This window comes from Clostridium sp. SM-530-WT-3G, assembly GCF_012843905.1.
Classification (GTDB): domain Bacteria; phylum Bacillota; class Clostridia; order Clostridiales; family Clostridiaceae; genus Clostridium.
Window position 1 is genome coordinate 31,941 of the sequence record NZ_JABAGC010000022.1, and the last position, 17,480, is coordinate 49,420.

Consider the following 17,480-nt stretch of genomic DNA (forward strand, 5'->3'; position numbering starts at 1 on the left):
TATAAAATAAATTATTAAAATATGTACAGGTTATAATTATCTATTTAAAGGTTGATTTAATCATAGAATGGTTAAATTATATTTAGATAGTATTATTTTAGATTAAAGGGGAAATTAAAATGAACATTTTACTTATAAATCATTATGCAGGTTCAGATTATCATGGAATGGAATTTAGACCGTATTATATGGCTAGAGAATGGAAAGAGATGGGGCATAATGTAACTATATTAGGTGCAGACTTTTCACATTTAAGAAAGAACAATCCTGTTATAGAGAGAGATTTTCAAGAGGAAATGGTAAATGGAATAAGATATGTATGGGTTAAGACACCTAAGTATCAAGGAAATGGTGTTGGAAGAATAAAAAATATTTCGACATTTATGTGGAAGTTAAGAACTAATTATAAAATGATAGCTGATAAATATAAACCAGATGCAGTAATAGCTTCATCAACTTATCCTTTAGATGTTTATCCAGCTTATAGAATTGCAAATAGATGCAATGCTAAACTTTGCTTTGAAATACATGATTTATGGCCACTTAGTCCAATGGAAATAGGAGGATTTTCTAAAAACAATCCTGCTATAGTCATACTTCAAAGAGCAGAGGATTTTGCATTTAAAAATTCAGATGTTATAGTTTCTATTTTACCAGATGCAGATAAACATATTAAAGAAAGAGGCTTTAGTACAGATAAGTTTGTATATGTTCCAAACGGAATAATAGTAAATGATGAGAAAAAAAATCCTCCAAAAGAAAAGACAATAGAGAGATTAGAACAGTTGAAGAAAGAAGGATATTTCTTAGTAGGATATACAGGAAATCATTCTCCTGCAAATGTTTTAGATACTCTTATTGATGCAGGAAAAGAAACAACTGATAAAAAAATTAAGTATGTTTTAGTTGGTAAGGGAAATGTTAAAAATGAATTAATTGAATATGCAAAAGCAAATAATGTTAGTAATGTAGAATTCTTAGATCCAGTTCTTAAAGATAATATGGATAATGTACTTCAACTATTAGATATATGTTTTATAAGTTTAAAAAAGCAAAATTTATTTAATTATGGTGTAAGTCCTAATAAATTATTTGATTATATGATGGCTGCAAGACCTGTTATATATGCTGTAGAAGCATCAAATGATCCTGTTAAAGATTGTGGATGTGGTATAAGTGTACCAGCAGAAAACCCAAAAGCAGTAGTAGAAGCTGTTATGAAAATTAAAAAGCTAAGTGATGAAGAAAAAGTAGAGATGGGAAAACGCGGAAGAGAATATGTATTAGAAAATCATATGTACCATCCATTAGCTGAAAGATTTTTAAATGCAATTAAGTGATGCTCCAAATTTCACATTTAATATGCTCCAAATTTAAATTTTAATTTTTCAATTTAAAGGAGGTTTTTTACCGTGGCTAAAATATCAATAATTACTCCAGTATATAATGTTGAAGCATGCATTGAAAGATGTATAAAATCTATCATTAATCAAACATGCAGTGATTTTGAACTTCTGCTTATAGATGATGGATCTAAAGATAGAAGTATTGAAATTGCAAAAGAGTTATTAGAAAAGACAGAACTTAATTACAGAATCATAACTCAAGAAAATGCTGGAGTTAGTGCAGCAAGAAACAGAGGTATAAGAGAAGCTACTGGAGAATTTATTACATTTTTAGATTCAGATGATTATTTTGAAGATACATTTATAGAAAAAATGTATAATAAGGCTAAAGAAACATCTTGCGAGATTGTTTTCTGTGATTATAGTGAAGTTGATGAAAATGGAAATGTATTAGTTAAAAATAGAACTAATTATTTAAACAGTCCTATAAGAGGAGAAGATGCAGCATTAAGACAGCTTAAGGATGAAATAACAATAGGAATGAGAAGTGCAATTTATAAAACATCTCTTATTAAAGGGCATAATCTTACATTTGACAGTACTAGAAAGTACGGAGAAGATATGATTTTTGTTGTTAAAGCATTATTATTTGCTAACAGGGTTATTTCAGTAAACGAAGTTCTTGCTTATTATGTAATATGGAGTAATTCAGTCACTCAAAATGTTTCGTTAAAACATCTTGACTGTTACAATTCATACATAGATTTATTAGAATATGTGGAATTTGATGAAAAATATAAACCTATAACAAAATATCTTGTTGAATTCAAAATTCCTTATTCAATAGCGCACATATTTTCAGTATTTACAAAGGATGAAAATTTTACTGAAAATCTTATGGATTTCTTAGAAAGAGATGATATAAAGAAAGCATTAAAGAAATATAAGATGCAAAAACTAAATCTATATAATTTAAGATTCTTGATTCAAAGTAAGGGAATGCTACATTGCCCAGAATTTATGATGAAAGTATTTGGAAAGCTTAGAAAATAAACAAAATTAGTGATTTCATATTGTTTATTTTATAGTGGAGGATAAAATGCATAAATCGATATCAAAGAATGCTATGTTTAAAGCAGCATTAAATTTATTTAATATAATCCTGCCTATATTAGTAACATCATCTGTTAACAGAGCCCTTGGAGCTACTAATATAGGATACATAACAATTGGTGAATCTTATACATCATATTTCTTAATATTTGCGAGTTTTGGAATATATCAATATGGGTTAAGAGAAATAAGTAAGGCAAGAAGTGATGAAAAAAAGCTTAGCCAGACATTTACAAGTCTATTTTTGATTACGGTATTTACTAATATTGTTGTTACAATAATATATTTGGTCTTTATGACAACATGCTATAAGGATAGAGAATATTATTATACATGTATAGTTTTAGGGTTTAATTTATTTTCTAATACATTCTATGTAGAATGGATAAATGAAGCATTAGAGAATTACAGTTTTATAACTGTAAAGACAATAATAATAAGAATAGTATATTCTATTTTAATAATTGCTCTTATAACAGAGACAGAAAAGTTTAATCTTTATATATACATAGTTGTAGCATTTAATTTCATAAATAATATTGCAAGTTATATATATGTACGAAAAAGTGTTAAATTTGACTTTTCAGATTTGCAGATTCTTAAACATATTAAGCCAATGTTTTTTGTGGTTATTTTATCTAATATAGGTGTTTTATATACTCAAGTAGATAAAATAATGCTTACTAATGTACCAGGTGGTGCTGATGTTAAGGGACTAGCATACTATGGAAATTCTCAAAAAATAATGACTATAATAAATACACTTGTGTTTACAATAATACAGGTTACTATTCCTAGATTATCACATTACCTGGGAAATAATAAAAAAGAAGATTATATAGCTCTTTTAAATAAAGTAATAAAAATTTATTTCTTATTACTTTTCCCAGCATCAATAGGATTATTTACAATATCACGACAAGCTATGGGTATTTATGGAGGACCTGATTTTGTTTTAGGCGGAAGTGTTATGGCTGTCTTTGCACTTTACATGATTATAGGTGGAATAGAAACAGTTATATCTCAACAAATGATTTACCTTAATGGGCGTGAAAAGGATGACGTTTATTTAGTATTAATAGGTGGTATTATAAATGTAGTCTTAAATATTATACTTATATTTATAGGAAGACTTAATGCAGTTACTGCAATTTCAACTACATTTGTAGCTAATTTAATACTATTATGCTTAGAGTATATATTTGTCAAAAAAGAAATGAAACTTAACGTAAAGATGTTTTCTTTTGATAATATGAAGTATTTATATTATTCATTATTATTTATTCCAGTTGCATATGTAATTGACAAAGCAATAGATAATATTTATTTATCATGTATATGTATAATGGCTGCATGTGGGTTGTTATATTTAGGTATACTATTCTTTACTAAAGATAAAATGTTCTTAGAATTAGTAGATAAGATGCTAATAAAATTAAAATTAAAAAAATCATAAATAATCTTAATTTACAATGAATAATATGTATTATTCATTGTGAATTTTTCATAATTTGGATATAATGAAAATTGTGATTTCACAGGATAAATAGGAGATAAATAATATGGACAAAGAAAGAGCAAGTCAACATAAGTTAATTAGTATAGTAGTGCCAATATATAATGTAGAAAAATATTTACCTAAGTGTATTGAGAGTATATTAAATCAGACTTATAAAAACTTTGAATTGATTTTAGTTGATGATGGTGCAAAAGATAACTGCGGAAAGATATGCGATGAGTATGCTCAAAAAGATAATAGAATAATTGTAATACATAAAGAAAATGGTGGATTAAGTTCAGCGAGAAATGCTGGAATAGACATTGCAAAGGGTGAATATATAGGATTTGTTGATAGTGATGACTGGATTCAAAGTGAAATGTATGAAAAGTTAGTTTATTTAATAGAAAACTACAATGCTGATATAGCTCAATGTGAATTTATAAATGCACCTTATGAAGATATAAAAATTCAACCTGAAGAGGAAGTTATAAAAACTTTTACTAACATAGAAGGATTAAATAACTTATATAATGATATGTATGTATCTACAGTTGTTGCATGGAACAAACTATATAAAACTTCCTTATTTAAGGAAATAAGATATCCTAATGGAAAGATTCATGAAGATGAAGGAACTACATATAAATTAATATTTAATGCTAAAAAGATAGTATATACAAATCAAAAATATTACTATTACAGACAAACACCAAATAGTATTACTAATGCAGCATTTAATAAGAAAAGACTTAATATATTAGATGTGTTTGATGAAAAAATAAAATACATGAGTAAAATTAATAATGATGATTTATATGCAAAAACATTAAAGTGGTATTTCTTTAAAGTTATTAATCTCTATTTTGAATGTCATAAAAATCTAAAAGATGATAAAGAAACCCTAGATATGATTGATAGAAGAGCTAAAGAAGCATATTCAATGTATTTAGGAGCAAAAGGGAAAGAAACAAAATGGGTTGCATTATTTACAATATTTAAGATAAATCCTAATTTATATAATTTTATAATAAATAAATTAAATGGTTGATAGGAGAGGAAGTATAATATGATATTAAAGAAAATACAAAAGTATTTGGTACTTTCTGTGAGTGCCCTTATGTTGTGGTCTAGTGTACCACTGTCAGTATATGCATCAGGTATTCCAGAAAAGGATACGGTGTTGGTAAAGTCAGAGAGTAGTGAAAAGACTAATAATGTTGAGTTAGAAGATAAAAAAGATGATAAGAAACAAAATGATAAAGATAACATCAAAAATGATACTGGCAATAATAAAGAAAATAAAGATCATGAAGATGTTAATGATGAAAATGAGAAACCTGATGAAGAAGTTCAAGAAGAAAGAATGGAAGATGGTTGGAATGTAATTAATGGTAAAAAGTATTACGTTCTTGATAATGAAATCATAAATAAAACAGGATGGTTTAAAGAAAGTGACGTAGTAAGAAAGAAAAATAATAAAGATGAGTACTATTTAAATGATGATCATTCAGTAGCTACAGGATGGAAAGAAATCGGTGGTAATTGGTACTATTTTAATAGTGAAGGAATTCTTCAGCACGGATGGATAGACCTTGATAGTGGTAAGTATTATACCGATGATGATGGTGTAATGTTAACAGGCTGGAATGAAATAGATAGAGAAAAATATTACTTTGACCAGTATGGAAAGATGTTAACTGGAAAAGTTTCATTAGATAATAAATTTTATTTCTTCGATGCTGAAGGAAGGCTTCAAAAAGGAATGTATATAAATAATGGAAAAATGTATTATTCCGATGAAGATGGAGTAATGGTAAGAGATAAATGGGTTGATACTAAAAAGAATAAATACTATGTTAAATCAGATGGAAGTTTAGCTGAAGGGGATCTTTATCTAGATGGAAAGATATATAACTTTAGTAATAGTGGGAAATTAAATGATGTTTCAGATAAATCAGAAGATTTATTATATATTGAATTTTTAAGTGTAGGAGATGCAGACTGTACATTTATAAAATTGCCAAGTGGTGAAACTGTATTAATAGATACAGGAGATGTTTCAACTACAGAAACATTATTAAACTTCTTAAAAAGTCAAAATTTAAAGACATCATTATTTAAGAGAACTGATTTGGTAAATAATAATGATAATGAGGTTCAATTAACAGATGTTGTTCCAGATAACTTACATATAAATGAAGAAGAATCCTTAGCTGATTATATAAATAAATCGCAAAAACAGGACAAGACTTTAGATGATGAGGTTGGTAAAAGAGGAGTTATCGACTATGTCGTTTTAACTCATCCACATTCAGACCATATTGGTGGTATGATTGAATTATTGAAAAATTATACAGTAGGACAAGTGTTTATACCTAAGAATTTTAAATTGGTTGATTATTCTTCAACAGTTACAGGAACAAGCGAAAAAGACTTAGCTGATAAGAAGATTATGGAGTATGATTATAAGATTTACAATGATACAATTGAAGCATTAAAAAATAGTAACGTTAAGGTGACAGAAATAGTACCAGAATCTTATATAGATTCTAATAAAATATTACAATTTAAAAACAATAATGTGGACTTTACACAAATGACTAATCAACATGGATATGCTAAATATGCTGCATATAATAATAATTCAGCAATAGTTTATTTAGACTATGAAGATTTACAAGCATTGTTTACTGCTGATATTGAATGGAATGCAGAGATTGATTTTGTCAATAGAAAGGAAATGCATGGTAAACCAGTAGATGTATTGAAAGTTCCACACCATGGAAATGATAGTTCGTCTTCTTATATTTTTATAAGTTATGTACAACCTGAAGTAGGAGTTATATCTAGAACTAAAGATGCTATAGATAGAAGTAATGCACAAAATATTAATGATACATTTGCAGTGTGTGGAGTTGATAAATATGAAACTAGTGAAGATAATGGAGTGTCATTATATGCTACTAAGGATAACTGGACTATTGTAAGTAAATCATCATCAGAAGAATAATAAATTATTAATATTTATGAATAAATAAAATATAAGTATCAATATATGAAATATGTAACAAATAAGAAATAATTGTTGAAGTGTTATGTACAATTGTTATATATTAAAATATGTTGGTACTTTTAATTATGAATTTAAATCATGGAATTTATAATTAAAAGTGTAAAAAAATAGAAGCTAATAAACTAATATATTTATAAAAAATGAAGACAATATATTTAGCGGAAATTAGAAAGGAATAGATATGGACAATTTTTCAAATGTGCCAGATTTTAAAGGCTTTGTACAGGAAGAAAAGTATGAAAATTTAACATTAAAAGATGCTCAGATGATTATGGTTAATATTCTTAAGGAAATAGATAGAATATGTACTAAACATAATTTAAGATATTTCTTAGATGCAGGAACATTACTAGGAGCAGTAAGGCATAAAGGATTTATTCCATGGGATGATGATGTAGATATTGGAATGCCTAGAGAAGATTACAGAAAGTTTTTAGAAATAGCCCAAAAAGAGCTTCCAGATTATTTGTTCCTTCAGACTTTTGAAACTGATAAGTATTATGATATTTATCAAACACCTTCTAAAGTCAGGGATAGTAGAACATTGATATTTGAAGAACATGTACCTAAAAATGAAAAAATGAATAATGGATTATTTGTTGATGTATTTCCATTTGACAGTCTACCAAAATCTAAGACTGTTTACAAGGTACAAAGAAAAATAAGTGAATTCATTTTAAGAAGCTATGTAAGACTTAGAGATAAACCTGAAAAACTTTCCTTTAAGAATAAAATAACTTTTACAATTTATAGAGTTATAACAAGTATATTTAAAACTAAAAATAGATTAAAATTCTTTGATTTCTTAATAAAATGGAATGATATTAACTCACCATATATTACATATGGAGTAGATACTGCCTGGAGTGAATATATTCATAAAAAGGAGGATTATTTCGATTTAGTAAGATTAGAATTTGAAGGTGAAAGATTTTGTGCACCTAAAAATTATGATGCTATTCTGTCAAGGTTATATGGAGATTATATGACTCTTCCTAAAGAAGAAGATAGAGTTTGGCATGCAAAAGAGCTAAAAAAATTAAAAAATATTAATATAAATTAAGGAGTAATTATGACTAGTCAAATTAACAACAAGATTAAAGTATTATTATTAATATCTATTTTAGCTATTATAATGGGCGTATTTAATGGTAATTATATAATTCCTGTTATGTTTATACTAACATTATTAGCAGGTTCATATTTTGTAGATAATGAGATATATGATACTTTATACATGGTACTTTTAGTAGCAAGTTTTTATGATTATGCATTATATGTCCCAAGGGTTTCTAGTGCATATATGTTTCATATAGTACTTGGAATATTCTCATTACTATCAATATATAAGCTTATAAAAGATAGAACTATATTTGAGAAGCTAGATAAAAAGATAATTGTAATATATATAATATGGTTTATTTATATGTGCTTAAGTATAACTTGGTGTTTAAGTAAATCACTTTCTATTAAATATATTGCAATATATTTAATGATGTTTGCATTTATAGGAAATATTATGATATACAATATTTCAAAAGAAAGAATGCAAAAGACATTTAAGATTGTATTATTTTTGATTTCGCTTATTACAATAATTGGATTTATAGAAGTTTTATTAGGAAAGCAATTACCTATAAAACATTATGCTGATGCTTTTATGGAATATCTGCCTCAGAAGGACCAAAATCAAATAAATGCAAGACCTATAGTATTTTCATTTAATCCTAATAATCTTGCAGCTACTTTAGCTATATTAATGCCTTTCTGTTATTATGCAATATATAAGATTGAAAGCATAATAGGAAAAGTATGGTTTACTGTTGTTTCATGTATATCATTTGTTTTAATAGGAACTACTACATCAAGAACAGGATTTATAGCAGCTGCTGTTGGAGTTGTGATTTATTGTATATATTCTGTATGTAGTGTGAAAAGAATTGGAGTTAAGAATCTTGTATTTCCTGTTATTTTAGCTGTATGCTTAGTTTTATCATATAAGTACAGTCATCTTATAATGAATGTAAAACCAGTTGAAGGCCAAACAGTAACTCAAAATGGATTAGTAGATAAAATGAATACTTTAGAAGAACAACAAATTACAGTTGGTGGAGAAGGATCTCTTAATGTAAGATTTACTATAATTCAGGATGTTTATAATGGAGTTATTAAAGGACATAGATATCAAGGTTATGGTGTAGGTAATGTAGAGCAATTTATAAAAGATCAAGGAAATACAGGTAATATATATAGTCCACATTGTTATGCTATGGAGATACTTGGGGACTTTGGAGTGTTTGGAATATTACTTTATGGAGTTTATTACTTATATTTATCTATTCAGAATTTAATTTTAGCTATTAAAAATAAAAGTGTTGCGTGCTTTGCATCATTTGCAGGTTTAATGATATTTGCACCAGCAAGCTTTGGACCAAGTTCAATAACATATGTATTTTCATATTGGTTATTAATAGCATTATCAATTTCTACAATACAAGTATATAAGAATAGATAATTTTTAACACATATATTATATTTAAACAAATATTAATATTAAAATATAATAAGTAACACATATGTATGATAAAAAGTGTAGAATAACTAATTATTGCTACACTTTTTATTTTGCTTTTATTAAAATAATATTTTTCTATAATCTATAGGGGTATAAGTATGTTCATATTAGAACTGAATATTTAAGAACAGTAGTGTTTATATTATTAATATTGTTAATTATAATAAAGAAATATCAATACTGGAGATGAACTAATTTAAGAATAAAAATGTTTTTGATTTATTTCATTTTTGGAAATTGAATAATTTAATTATATTTCCAATATATAATAAATCTTAAATAATGATATGAAAGGAATTAATTATTGAAATAGCTAATAGTCTATGGTATTCTCATAATATTGACAGAGGTGATTTAAATGGGAAATTGTTTAGTGCTTTTAACTAAAGTATATCCTTTTGACAAAGGAGAAGAATTCATAGAAGATGAAATAAAAGAATTATCAAATGCTTTTGATAAAGTGATATTGATAGCTACTAGTACAGCTGATAATGCAGTTATGACTAGAAAAGTACCAGAAAATTTTGAAGTACATAGAATAAAATCTTCTTTTATAAAGAAGAAGATAATTAAGAATTCTATTAAACTATTTTGTACAGGGCAAGATAAAGAGTACATATCAAAGGATGAAAAATATGATGTAAAAGGGTCATTAAAAAAGAGAGTTTATTTAGAGTATTTTATTGCTAAAGGCTTAAGTGTATATGATGAATGTATGAATATTTTGAAGAAAACAGATATATCATCATATGAAAACATAACTTTTTATAGTTATTGGCTATATGATACAGCTTTAGCTGCAATAAAATTAAACAAGTTGTATAATAACAAAAGAAAAAAAACAGTAAGCAGAGCTCATAGATATGATTTATATGCAGATAAAAATTCTATGAACTACATACCACTTAGATATTATATATTAGAGAATATTGATTCTGTATATCCATGTTCTGACGATGGTAGTAGATATTTAAAGAAATTATATCCGAAGTATTCTAATAAAATTAAAACATCATATCTAGGGACTAAGGATCATGGGATTGCAGAATTAAAGGATAACAAAGAGTATACAATAGCAAGCTGTTGTCATGTGTCTCCAGTTAAACGTGTGGATTTATTAGCTAAGTCATTAAAATTATTAAATGATGATCCAGAGTTAAAGATTAAATGGATTCATTTTGGAGATGGTGCTGGTTTAGATGAAATTAAAACTTATGCACAAGAAAATCTTACTAATATAAATGTTGACTTTAAAGGTAATGTAAAGAATGTAGAACTTATGAATTATTATAAGAATGAATCTATAAATTTATTTGTTAATACAAGTAGTTCTGAAGGTCTTCCAGTAAGCATAATGGAGGCATGTTCTTTTGGAATTCCTATAATAGCTACAGATGTTGGTGGTACATCAGAAATAGTAATAGAAAATAAAACTGGTATGCTTTTAGATGTAGATTTTAAGCCAGAAGATTTAAGTAATAGAATCAAAAAGATGGCATTAATGAGTAAGGATGAAGAACTTGCTTACAGAAAAAGATGCCGTGAATTTTGGCAGGAACACTTTTTTGGAGAAAATAATTTTAAAAAGTTTACTAGTGATATTAAATAGATGAGTTATATATCTAGTATATATAGTTTCCTGTATAAAAAGGAGAGAAGAGATGAATATTGTTAATAGAATAATAAAAAGGCTATTTGATATAGTAGCTTCAGGAATTGGAATAATAGTTTTAAGTCCTCTACTTTTAATAATTGCATTGAGAATTAAAACTGGTTCAGATGGTCCAGTATTTTTTAAGCAGGTTAGAGTTGGGAAAGATGGTAAGGAATTTGAGATACTTAAATTTAGAACAATGGTAGTTAATGCTGAAAAGCTTGGAAGACAAATTACTGTTGGAGCTGATAATAGAATTACTAAAGTGGGAGGTTTCTTAAGAAAATATAAGTTAGATGAACTTCCACAACTTTTTAATGTTTTTAAGGGAGATATGAGTCTTGTAGGACCAAGACCAGAAGTACCAAGATACGTAGCGATGTATACAGAAGAGCAGAGAAAAGTATTAAGTGTAAAACCAGGGATAACTGATTTAGCTTCTATAAGATATAGAGATGAAAATGAACTTTTAGGTAAGGCAGAGAATCCAGATGAATTTTACATTAATACTATAATGCCTGATAAACTTGCACTAAATATGGAATATATAAAGAAGAGTAATGTATTCTATGATATATACATAATAATAGAAACAATTATAAAATGTCTGTAGAAAAATAATTAACAGATAATATTAATATTGTGCATAATATTTGTTTGCATTATAAAATATGTGTATAATTTTAAAGAAGTAGATTTTAATATTATATAAAGAAGGTTGAGAAATAATGAAAAAATTAAGATTTGCCATAATTGGCTGTGGAAGAATATCTTATAAACATGTTGAAGCTTTATCAAAGAATATAGAAGAAGCAGAATTAGTTGCAACTTGTGATGTTGTTTTAGAGAAAGCAGAAGCTAAGAAAAGTGAGTATATAGAAAAGACAGGTGTATCTGCAGATTCAGTTCATGTATATACTGATTATAAAGAAATGATGGAGAAAGAAGATATTGATGTTGTTACTATAGCAACTGAAAGTGGATATCATGCTGAAATAGCTATATACTGCATGAATAAAGGGGCAAGTGCATTAGTTGAAAAACCAATGGCTATGTCAATTGATGATGCAAATGAAATGATAAGAGTAGCTAAAGAAAACAATGTTAAACTTTGTGTATGTCATCAAAATAGATTTAATAAGCCTATACAAAAATTAAGAAAAGCAATGGAAGCAGGAAAGTTTGGTAAATTAGTAAATGGTACTGCTAGAATCTTATGGAACCGAAATATGGGCTACTATGACCAAGCACCTTGGAGAGGTACATGGGCTTTAGATGGTGGTACTTTAATGAATCAATGTATACATAATATCGATTTGCTTCAATGGATGATGGGTGGAGAAATTGAAAGAGTTTATGCAGAATGTGATACATTTTTAAGAGATATAGAAGCAGAAGATTTTGGTGCTATAATTATAAGATTTAAAAATGGAGCTATTGGTATTGTAGAAGGTTCTGCATGCGTATATCCTAAAAATTTAGAAGAAACATTAAGTATCTTTGGTCAAAATGGTGCTGTATGTATAGGTGGTCTTGCAAATAATGAGTTAGAAACTTGGAGATTTGAAGGCGATGATGAAGAAGCTATAAAAGAAGAAGTAAATGTTAAAATCGAAAATGTTTATGGAGAAGGTCATACTCCATTATTTAAAGATTTAATAGATGCTATAAATGAAGATAGAGAGCCATTAGTTAGTGGTGAAGAAGGTAAGAAGGCTATGTCTATAATCCTTGCAGCTTATAAATCAAGAAAGACTGGAATGCCTGTACAATTCCCATTTACTGAATTTAAGACAACTGATATGGAAGAACAATTCCGTGGAAGAATTGAATTTAGAAATAAGGAAAATAATTAATTTTTAAACAAAAATAAACCTGAGAAAACTCAGGTTTATTTTTGTTTAATCTTCTAATGCTGATGATTTTATATGTGGATTTTTCTTCATTGGAAAAATTATATATCCTATTAATAGAGCAACAATTGTTGGTAATAACCATGCAAATCCTGCACTTCCTAAAGGAATAAATGAAAGATTTATGATAGGTATTATTTCTAATATACCAAATATTAGTGAAACGTAAACGGCTAGTCTTACTGCTTTATCATTAGTTATGATTTTATTAAATAATGTAGTGAATATTAATGTAATAGCAACAGGATATAGGATACTTAATACAGGAGCTGAAATACCAACTATTTTATCTACACCAAGTGATCCAATTACAATACTTATTAATGAAATTACTATTGCATTAAAGTTATATGATAACTTTCCTTTTGTAAGTGTTTCAAAAAAAGATGCTCCAGCAGATAATAATCCTATTGATGTACTTAAGCATGCAAGAGCCATTGCTAATCCAATGATTATAGGACCCATATTTCCTAAAACACTATGTGAAATAAATAATAACAGATTTGATTTAGTAAGTTCTCCTGTAAAAACGCCAGTTGTTTGAGCACCTAAATACATTAATCCACCATAAACAAATGCTAAACCTATTGTAGCAACTAATCCTGACTTTAATGTCATAGGTATAACTTCTTTTTTTGAATAACCTTTTGCCAAGATACTTGAAGAAATCATAGTAGCAAATAACAGACCACCAAGTGCATCCATTGTTTGATATCCTTCAGTAAATGATGTAGCAAATACATTAACTGCACCAGTATCTACTACATTACCAATTGGAAATATTATACCTTTGATTATTATTACTGCAAGAAGAATTAATAATAATGGTGTAAGGTATGTACCTATTGTATCTACAATTGATGATTTTTTTAATACAAAAATTAAGTTTATTGCAAAATATATCACCATAAATACAATTGCTGGTATTTTAGGGAAATTAGGTGATATAGCTAATTCATACGTAGTTGCTGCTGTTCTTGGAATAGCAAGCATTGGTCCTATAGCAATAAATAAAATAGTATTTAGAACAATAGCGAATTTAACACCTATTCTTGAGGCCATTGCTTCAAATGTTCCCTCACCTTTACTTACAGCAATTATGGAAAGTAGTGGTAGACCTACCCCTGTACATATAAATCCTATACTTGCAATTATATATTGACTTCCTATAGCATTTCCCAAAAATGGAGGGAATATTAAATTACCTGCACCAAAGAACATAGCAAATAGTGCAAAACCTATTATTAAAATATCTTTTGAATTTTTTCTCATAACGTGTTTCTCCTAAATTTAATTTATATACTATTCTCATAAATTGATTCTTTTTTCAATACCTAAATAATTATGTACTAATCTTAACACTTAATTATTAATTTATCAACAAAAAAATACAAAAAGAGACGATAGCGTTAACAAAACATCAAAAAAATTAAATATTATGTATTGAATATTATATTTGTGTGAATTATTTGTAAATTTATATAGTTAAGTAGTTCATTATTTCAAATAGGAATAATGTAGAAGGAATACTAGGGGATATGTTCAAGTGAATTGATTTGGTAGTACAAAAGTGATAACATAATGATGAAAAGGATTAAAATCTCTAATGAGAGGACGATAAAAATGAAAGTAAAAAAGGCTATTATACCAGCAGCAGGGCTTGGAACTAGATTTTTGCCAGCAACAAAAGCTCAACCCAAAGAAATGCTTCCAATTGTTGACAAGCCAACTATTCAATATATTATTGAAGAAGCAGTTGCCTCTGGAATTGAAGAAATTCTTATTATTAATGGAAGAAATAAAAAGTGTATAGAAGATCACTTTGATAAATCAATAGAATTAGAATTAGAACTTGAGAAAAGTGGCAAAAAAGAATTATTAGAGATAGTTAAGAATATTTCTGATATGATTGATATCCATTATATAAGACAAAAGGAGCCAAAAGGATTAGGGCATGCAATTCATTGTGCTAAAACTTTTGTAGGAAATGAACCATTTGCAGTACTATTAGGTGATGATGTAGTTGATAGTAAAAAGCCATGTTTAAAACAGCTTCTTGATTGTTTTAATGAGTATAAAACTACAATACTGGGTGTACAGAAGGTACCAGAAGAGAGTGTATCTAAATATGGAATAATAAATGGTATCCATATTGAGGATAGAGTATACAAGGTAAGAGATCTTGTTGAAAAGCCATCTATTGAAGAAGCTCCAAGCAGTATTGCAATTTTAGGAAGATATATTATAACTCCAGAAATATTTAATATATTGGAGAATACTGTACCAGGTAAGAATGGCGAAATCCAGCTTACAGATGCTCTTAAAACTTTAATAAGTAAAGAAGCAATGTATGCATATAATTTCGATGGAAAGAGATATGATGTAGGTGATAAGCTTGGATTTTTAGAGGCTAATGTTGAATTTGCTTTAAAGAAAGAAGAACTTAGAGATGGTTTTATACAGTACTTAAATACTAGACCATGGGATGTATATAAAAAAGATTAATTTTTAGTCATATTAATAAATAATATTGGGTTAATACTTAATATGTATAACTCTATATTAAAAAAATATAATAAATTTTAGGTAAAACTCTGGGAAATATAAAGTGCTTTATAGCATGTATTTACTATATTCCTAGAGTTTTTTGCTGTAGGTTCACTTAAATTAATTATTGTAGAATTTAAGGTAAAAGAATTCTATGCTTAAAATAAAAAGTGATATTATCAAAATAATATTTAAAATATACCAGCCAAATTTTAAAAATAAAATAGAGAAAAGTAAAAAAACTAAACAGCTTAGAATTGCTTTAAAGATATTCATATTATATTCTCCTTTGATTTTTATTAGACTAGTATCTCCAGATTATAAATATAAATACTCCGTTAATTTTTATAAAAATAACCTATTTTAGTAAAAAATAATAATTTTTCATATAAAAATGAATATCTGGGTGGAAAAATAGGGAAAAATAACGTATAATTTCAATATAAGTAATAGTTGTTAAATGGAAGTGGATAATATATGGAACGGTACAAGAGTCTTTATAATAATATAAAAAAGAGATATATAGATATTAGTAATGAAAATAGAATCTTAGAGAAAAAGGTTGATTCTTTATATAATATAGTAGAGATAAGTAATTATATTAATATATATTTTAGAAGTGAAAATTTAATAGATATGATTAATGATATGATTATAGGGATATTAGGAGTATCATATTCTACTATATTTATTGTTGAAAATAATAAAATAAAAATAAAGTCAACAAATAAGAATATAGAAAATATAAATCTGACTGATATAGAAAGATATAATATAATGCATTATAAAGATTTCTTGATTAATGAAAAAGAAGCTATTAAATTTGAAGGCAGTTCAAAAAATGATATACATTGTATTCTTGGTATGCCTATTAAATTAAGAGAAAAGCCATTAGGATATATTTTAGTTGAACATGAAGTATATAATTCGCTTACAGATGATTCAATGTTATTTTTAAGGTCTATAGCAAATCAGGTTGCTATATCCATAGAAAATGCTTCTTTGTATAAGCAGCTTAAAAAGATGACAATGTATGATCCATTACTTGACATATATAATAGAAAGTATTTTTTTAACAGTTTAGAAAAGAAAATTAATAAAAAAAATTCAGAAAAATTTGCAATAATAATGATAGATATTGATGACTTTAAAAAAGTTAATGATACTTATGGTCATCAGTTTGGAGATAAAGTTTTGAAGACTTTTACTAATGTTATTTTGAGAAATATTAGTAAAAAAGATATTGTTGCTAGATATGGTGGAGAAGAAATAATAATATGTATTAATAATTATAATTATAAAGAGGATGTATATAATAATATAGAAAAGATAAGAAGAGAATTAGAAGAAACTTGTATAGTTAATAATAATAATTCAATTAACATTACAGGCAGTTTTGGAATTGCATTTTTTCCTGCTGATGGACAAGATATAAGTAGTTTGATAAAATGCGCTGACGATTTATTATATATGTCTAAGAAGAACGGAAAGAATACTATAAGTTGTAATCATGTGTATAAAAAATAAACCATTTTTAAAAGCAAGCTTATTATAAAAGTAAGAATGCTTTTTTTATATAAAGGGGGCTTTTAACTGTTAAAAATAATCTATAAAAATATATAAAAATATATTTCTATTTATGATATAATCTTATTGAGGTGATAAGTTGTGAAATATTACTCAATAGGAGAATTTGCAAACAGAATAGGAAAGACTATTCAAACTCTTAGGAACTGGGACAAGAAAAATATATTAAAG

At 26.7% G+C, this 17,480-nt stretch carries 13 protein-coding genes and 1 pseudogene; 13 read left to right on the top strand and 1 reads right to left on the bottom strand.

Annotated elements, in window-relative coordinates:
* Positions 1–119 precede the first annotated feature (119 nt).
* From HF850_RS09300 to HF850_RS09345, 10 genes are all read left to right on the top strand, one after another.
* Positions 120–1,340: a glycosyltransferase family 4 protein gene (locus HF850_RS09300; RefSeq protein ID WP_169105163.1), complete on the top strand. Its 1,221-nt coding sequence runs from the start codon at positions 120–122 to the stop codon at positions 1,338–1,340.
* A gap of 72 nt (positions 1,341–1,412) precedes the next feature.
* A complete protein-coding gene (locus HF850_RS09305; protein ID WP_169105164.1) occupies positions 1,413–2,399 on the top strand; it encodes a glycosyltransferase in 987 nt (328 codons plus the stop codon).
* A gap of 46 nt (positions 2,400–2,445) precedes the next feature.
* Positions 2,446–3,915, top strand: coding sequence for an oligosaccharide flippase family protein (locus tag HF850_RS09310; protein ID WP_169105165.1), 1,470 nt, complete (start codon positions 2,446–2,448; stop codon positions 3,913–3,915).
* 106 nt (positions 3,916–4,021) lie between these two features.
* Positions 4,022–5,008 carry a glycosyltransferase gene (locus HF850_RS09315; RefSeq protein WP_169105166.1) on the top strand — a complete coding sequence of 329 codons (987 nt, stop codon included), beginning with the start codon at positions 4,022–4,024 and terminating at the stop codon, positions 5,006–5,008.
* Between the two features lie 18 nt (positions 5,009–5,026).
* On the top strand, positions 5,027–6,970 hold the full coding sequence (locus HF850_RS09320) for an MBL fold metallo-hydrolase (RefSeq protein WP_169105167.1): 1,944 nt from the start codon (positions 5,027–5,029) through the stop codon (positions 6,968–6,970).
* 244 nt (positions 6,971–7,214) lie between these two features.
* Entirely contained in the window at positions 7,215–8,096 is an 882-nt protein-coding gene (locus tag HF850_RS09325) for a LicD family protein (protein WP_169105168.1), read from the top strand.
* 9 nt (positions 8,097–8,105) lie between these two features.
* Positions 8,106–9,548: an O-antigen ligase family protein gene (locus tag HF850_RS09330; RefSeq protein ID WP_169105169.1), complete on the top strand. Its 1,443-nt coding sequence runs from the start codon at positions 8,106–8,108 to the stop codon at positions 9,546–9,548.
* A 418-nt stretch (positions 9,549–9,966) separates the two neighbouring features.
* The gene (locus HF850_RS09335; RefSeq protein WP_169105170.1) at positions 9,967–11,217 is read left to right on the top strand and encodes a glycosyltransferase; all 1,251 of its coding nucleotides are present in this window, start codon (positions 9,967–9,969) and stop codon (positions 11,215–11,217) included.
* Between the two features lie 52 nt (positions 11,218–11,269).
* Positions 11,270–11,875 (top strand): sugar transferase, encoded by a 606-nt coding sequence (locus tag HF850_RS09340; protein WP_169105171.1) that lies wholly within the window; start codon positions 11,270–11,272, stop codon positions 11,873–11,875.
* Between the two features lie 115 nt (positions 11,876–11,990).
* Positions 11,991–13,118 carry a Gfo/Idh/MocA family oxidoreductase gene (locus HF850_RS09345; RefSeq protein ID WP_169105172.1) on the top strand — a complete coding sequence of 376 codons (1,128 nt, stop codon included), beginning with the start codon at positions 11,991–11,993 and terminating at the stop codon, positions 13,116–13,118.
* Between the two features lie 45 nt (positions 13,119–13,163).
* On the opposite strand, the gene brnQ is transcribed toward HF850_RS09345, so the two are convergent.
* Positions 13,164–14,447 carry a branched-chain amino acid transport system II carrier protein gene (gene brnQ / locus HF850_RS09350; RefSeq protein ID WP_169105173.1) on the bottom strand — a complete coding sequence of 428 codons (1,284 nt, stop codon included), beginning with the start codon at positions 14,445–14,447 and terminating at the stop codon, positions 13,164–13,166.
* 351 nt (positions 14,448–14,798) lie between these two features.
* Here brnQ and galU point away from each other — a divergent pair, with 351 nt between their 5' ends.
* The 3 genes and pseudogenes from galU to HF850_RS09365 all read left to right on the top strand — a co-directional run.
* Complete coding sequence (gene galU / locus HF850_RS09355; RefSeq protein ID WP_169105174.1) at positions 14,799–15,680, top strand: UTP--glucose-1-phosphate uridylyltransferase GalU; 882 nt, start codon at positions 14,799–14,801, stop codon at positions 15,678–15,680.
* Positions 15,681–16,199: 519 nt separating this feature from the next.
* On the top strand, positions 16,200–17,249 hold the full coding sequence (locus tag HF850_RS09360) for a diguanylate cyclase (RefSeq protein ID WP_169105175.1): 1,050 nt from the start codon (positions 16,200–16,202) through the stop codon (positions 17,247–17,249).
* 141 nt (positions 17,250–17,390) lie between these two features.
* Positions 17,391–17,480 (top strand): annotated as a pseudogene (locus HF850_RS09365) (IS607 family transposase); the annotation flags it as partial.

Excerpts from the sequence above, each read along its gene's own strand:
- HF850_RS09300 (WP_169105163.1), top strand. The coding sequence starts at position 120 with ATGAACATTTTACTTATAAATCATTATGCAGGTTCAGATTATCATGGA.
- HF850_RS09310 (WP_169105165.1), top strand. The coding sequence starts at position 2,446 with ATGCATAAATCGATATCAAAGAATGCTATGTTTAAAGCAGCATTAAAT.
- HF850_RS09315 (WP_169105166.1), top strand. The coding sequence starts at position 4,022 with ATGGACAAAGAAAGAGCAAGTCAACATAAGTTAATTAGTATAGTAGTG.
- HF850_RS09320 (WP_169105167.1), top strand. The coding sequence starts at position 5,027 with ATGATATTAAAGAAAATACAAAAGTATTTGGTACTTTCTGTGAGTGCC.
- HF850_RS09325 (WP_169105168.1), top strand. The coding sequence starts at position 7,215 with ATGGACAATTTTTCAAATGTGCCAGATTTTAAAGGCTTTGTACAGGAA.
- HF850_RS09330 (WP_169105169.1), top strand. The coding sequence starts at position 8,106 with ATGACTAGTCAAATTAACAACAAGATTAAAGTATTATTATTAATATCT.
- HF850_RS09335 (WP_169105170.1), top strand. The coding sequence starts at position 9,967 with ATGGGAAATTGTTTAGTGCTTTTAACTAAAGTATATCCTTTTGACAAA.
- HF850_RS09340 (WP_169105171.1), top strand. The coding sequence starts at position 11,270 with ATGAATATTGTTAATAGAATAATAAAAAGGCTATTTGATATAGTAGCT.
- HF850_RS09345 (WP_169105172.1), top strand. The coding sequence starts at position 11,991 with ATGAAAAAATTAAGATTTGCCATAATTGGCTGTGGAAGAATATCTTAT.
- brnQ (WP_169105173.1), bottom strand. The coding sequence starts at position 14,447 with ATGAGAAAAAATTCAAAAGATATTTTAATAATAGGTTTTGCACTATTT.
- galU (WP_169105174.1), top strand. The coding sequence starts at position 14,799 with ATGAAAGTAAAAAAGGCTATTATACCAGCAGCAGGGCTTGGAACTAGA.
- HF850_RS09360 (WP_169105175.1), top strand. The coding sequence starts at position 16,200 with ATGGAACGGTACAAGAGTCTTTATAATAATATAAAAAAGAGATATATA.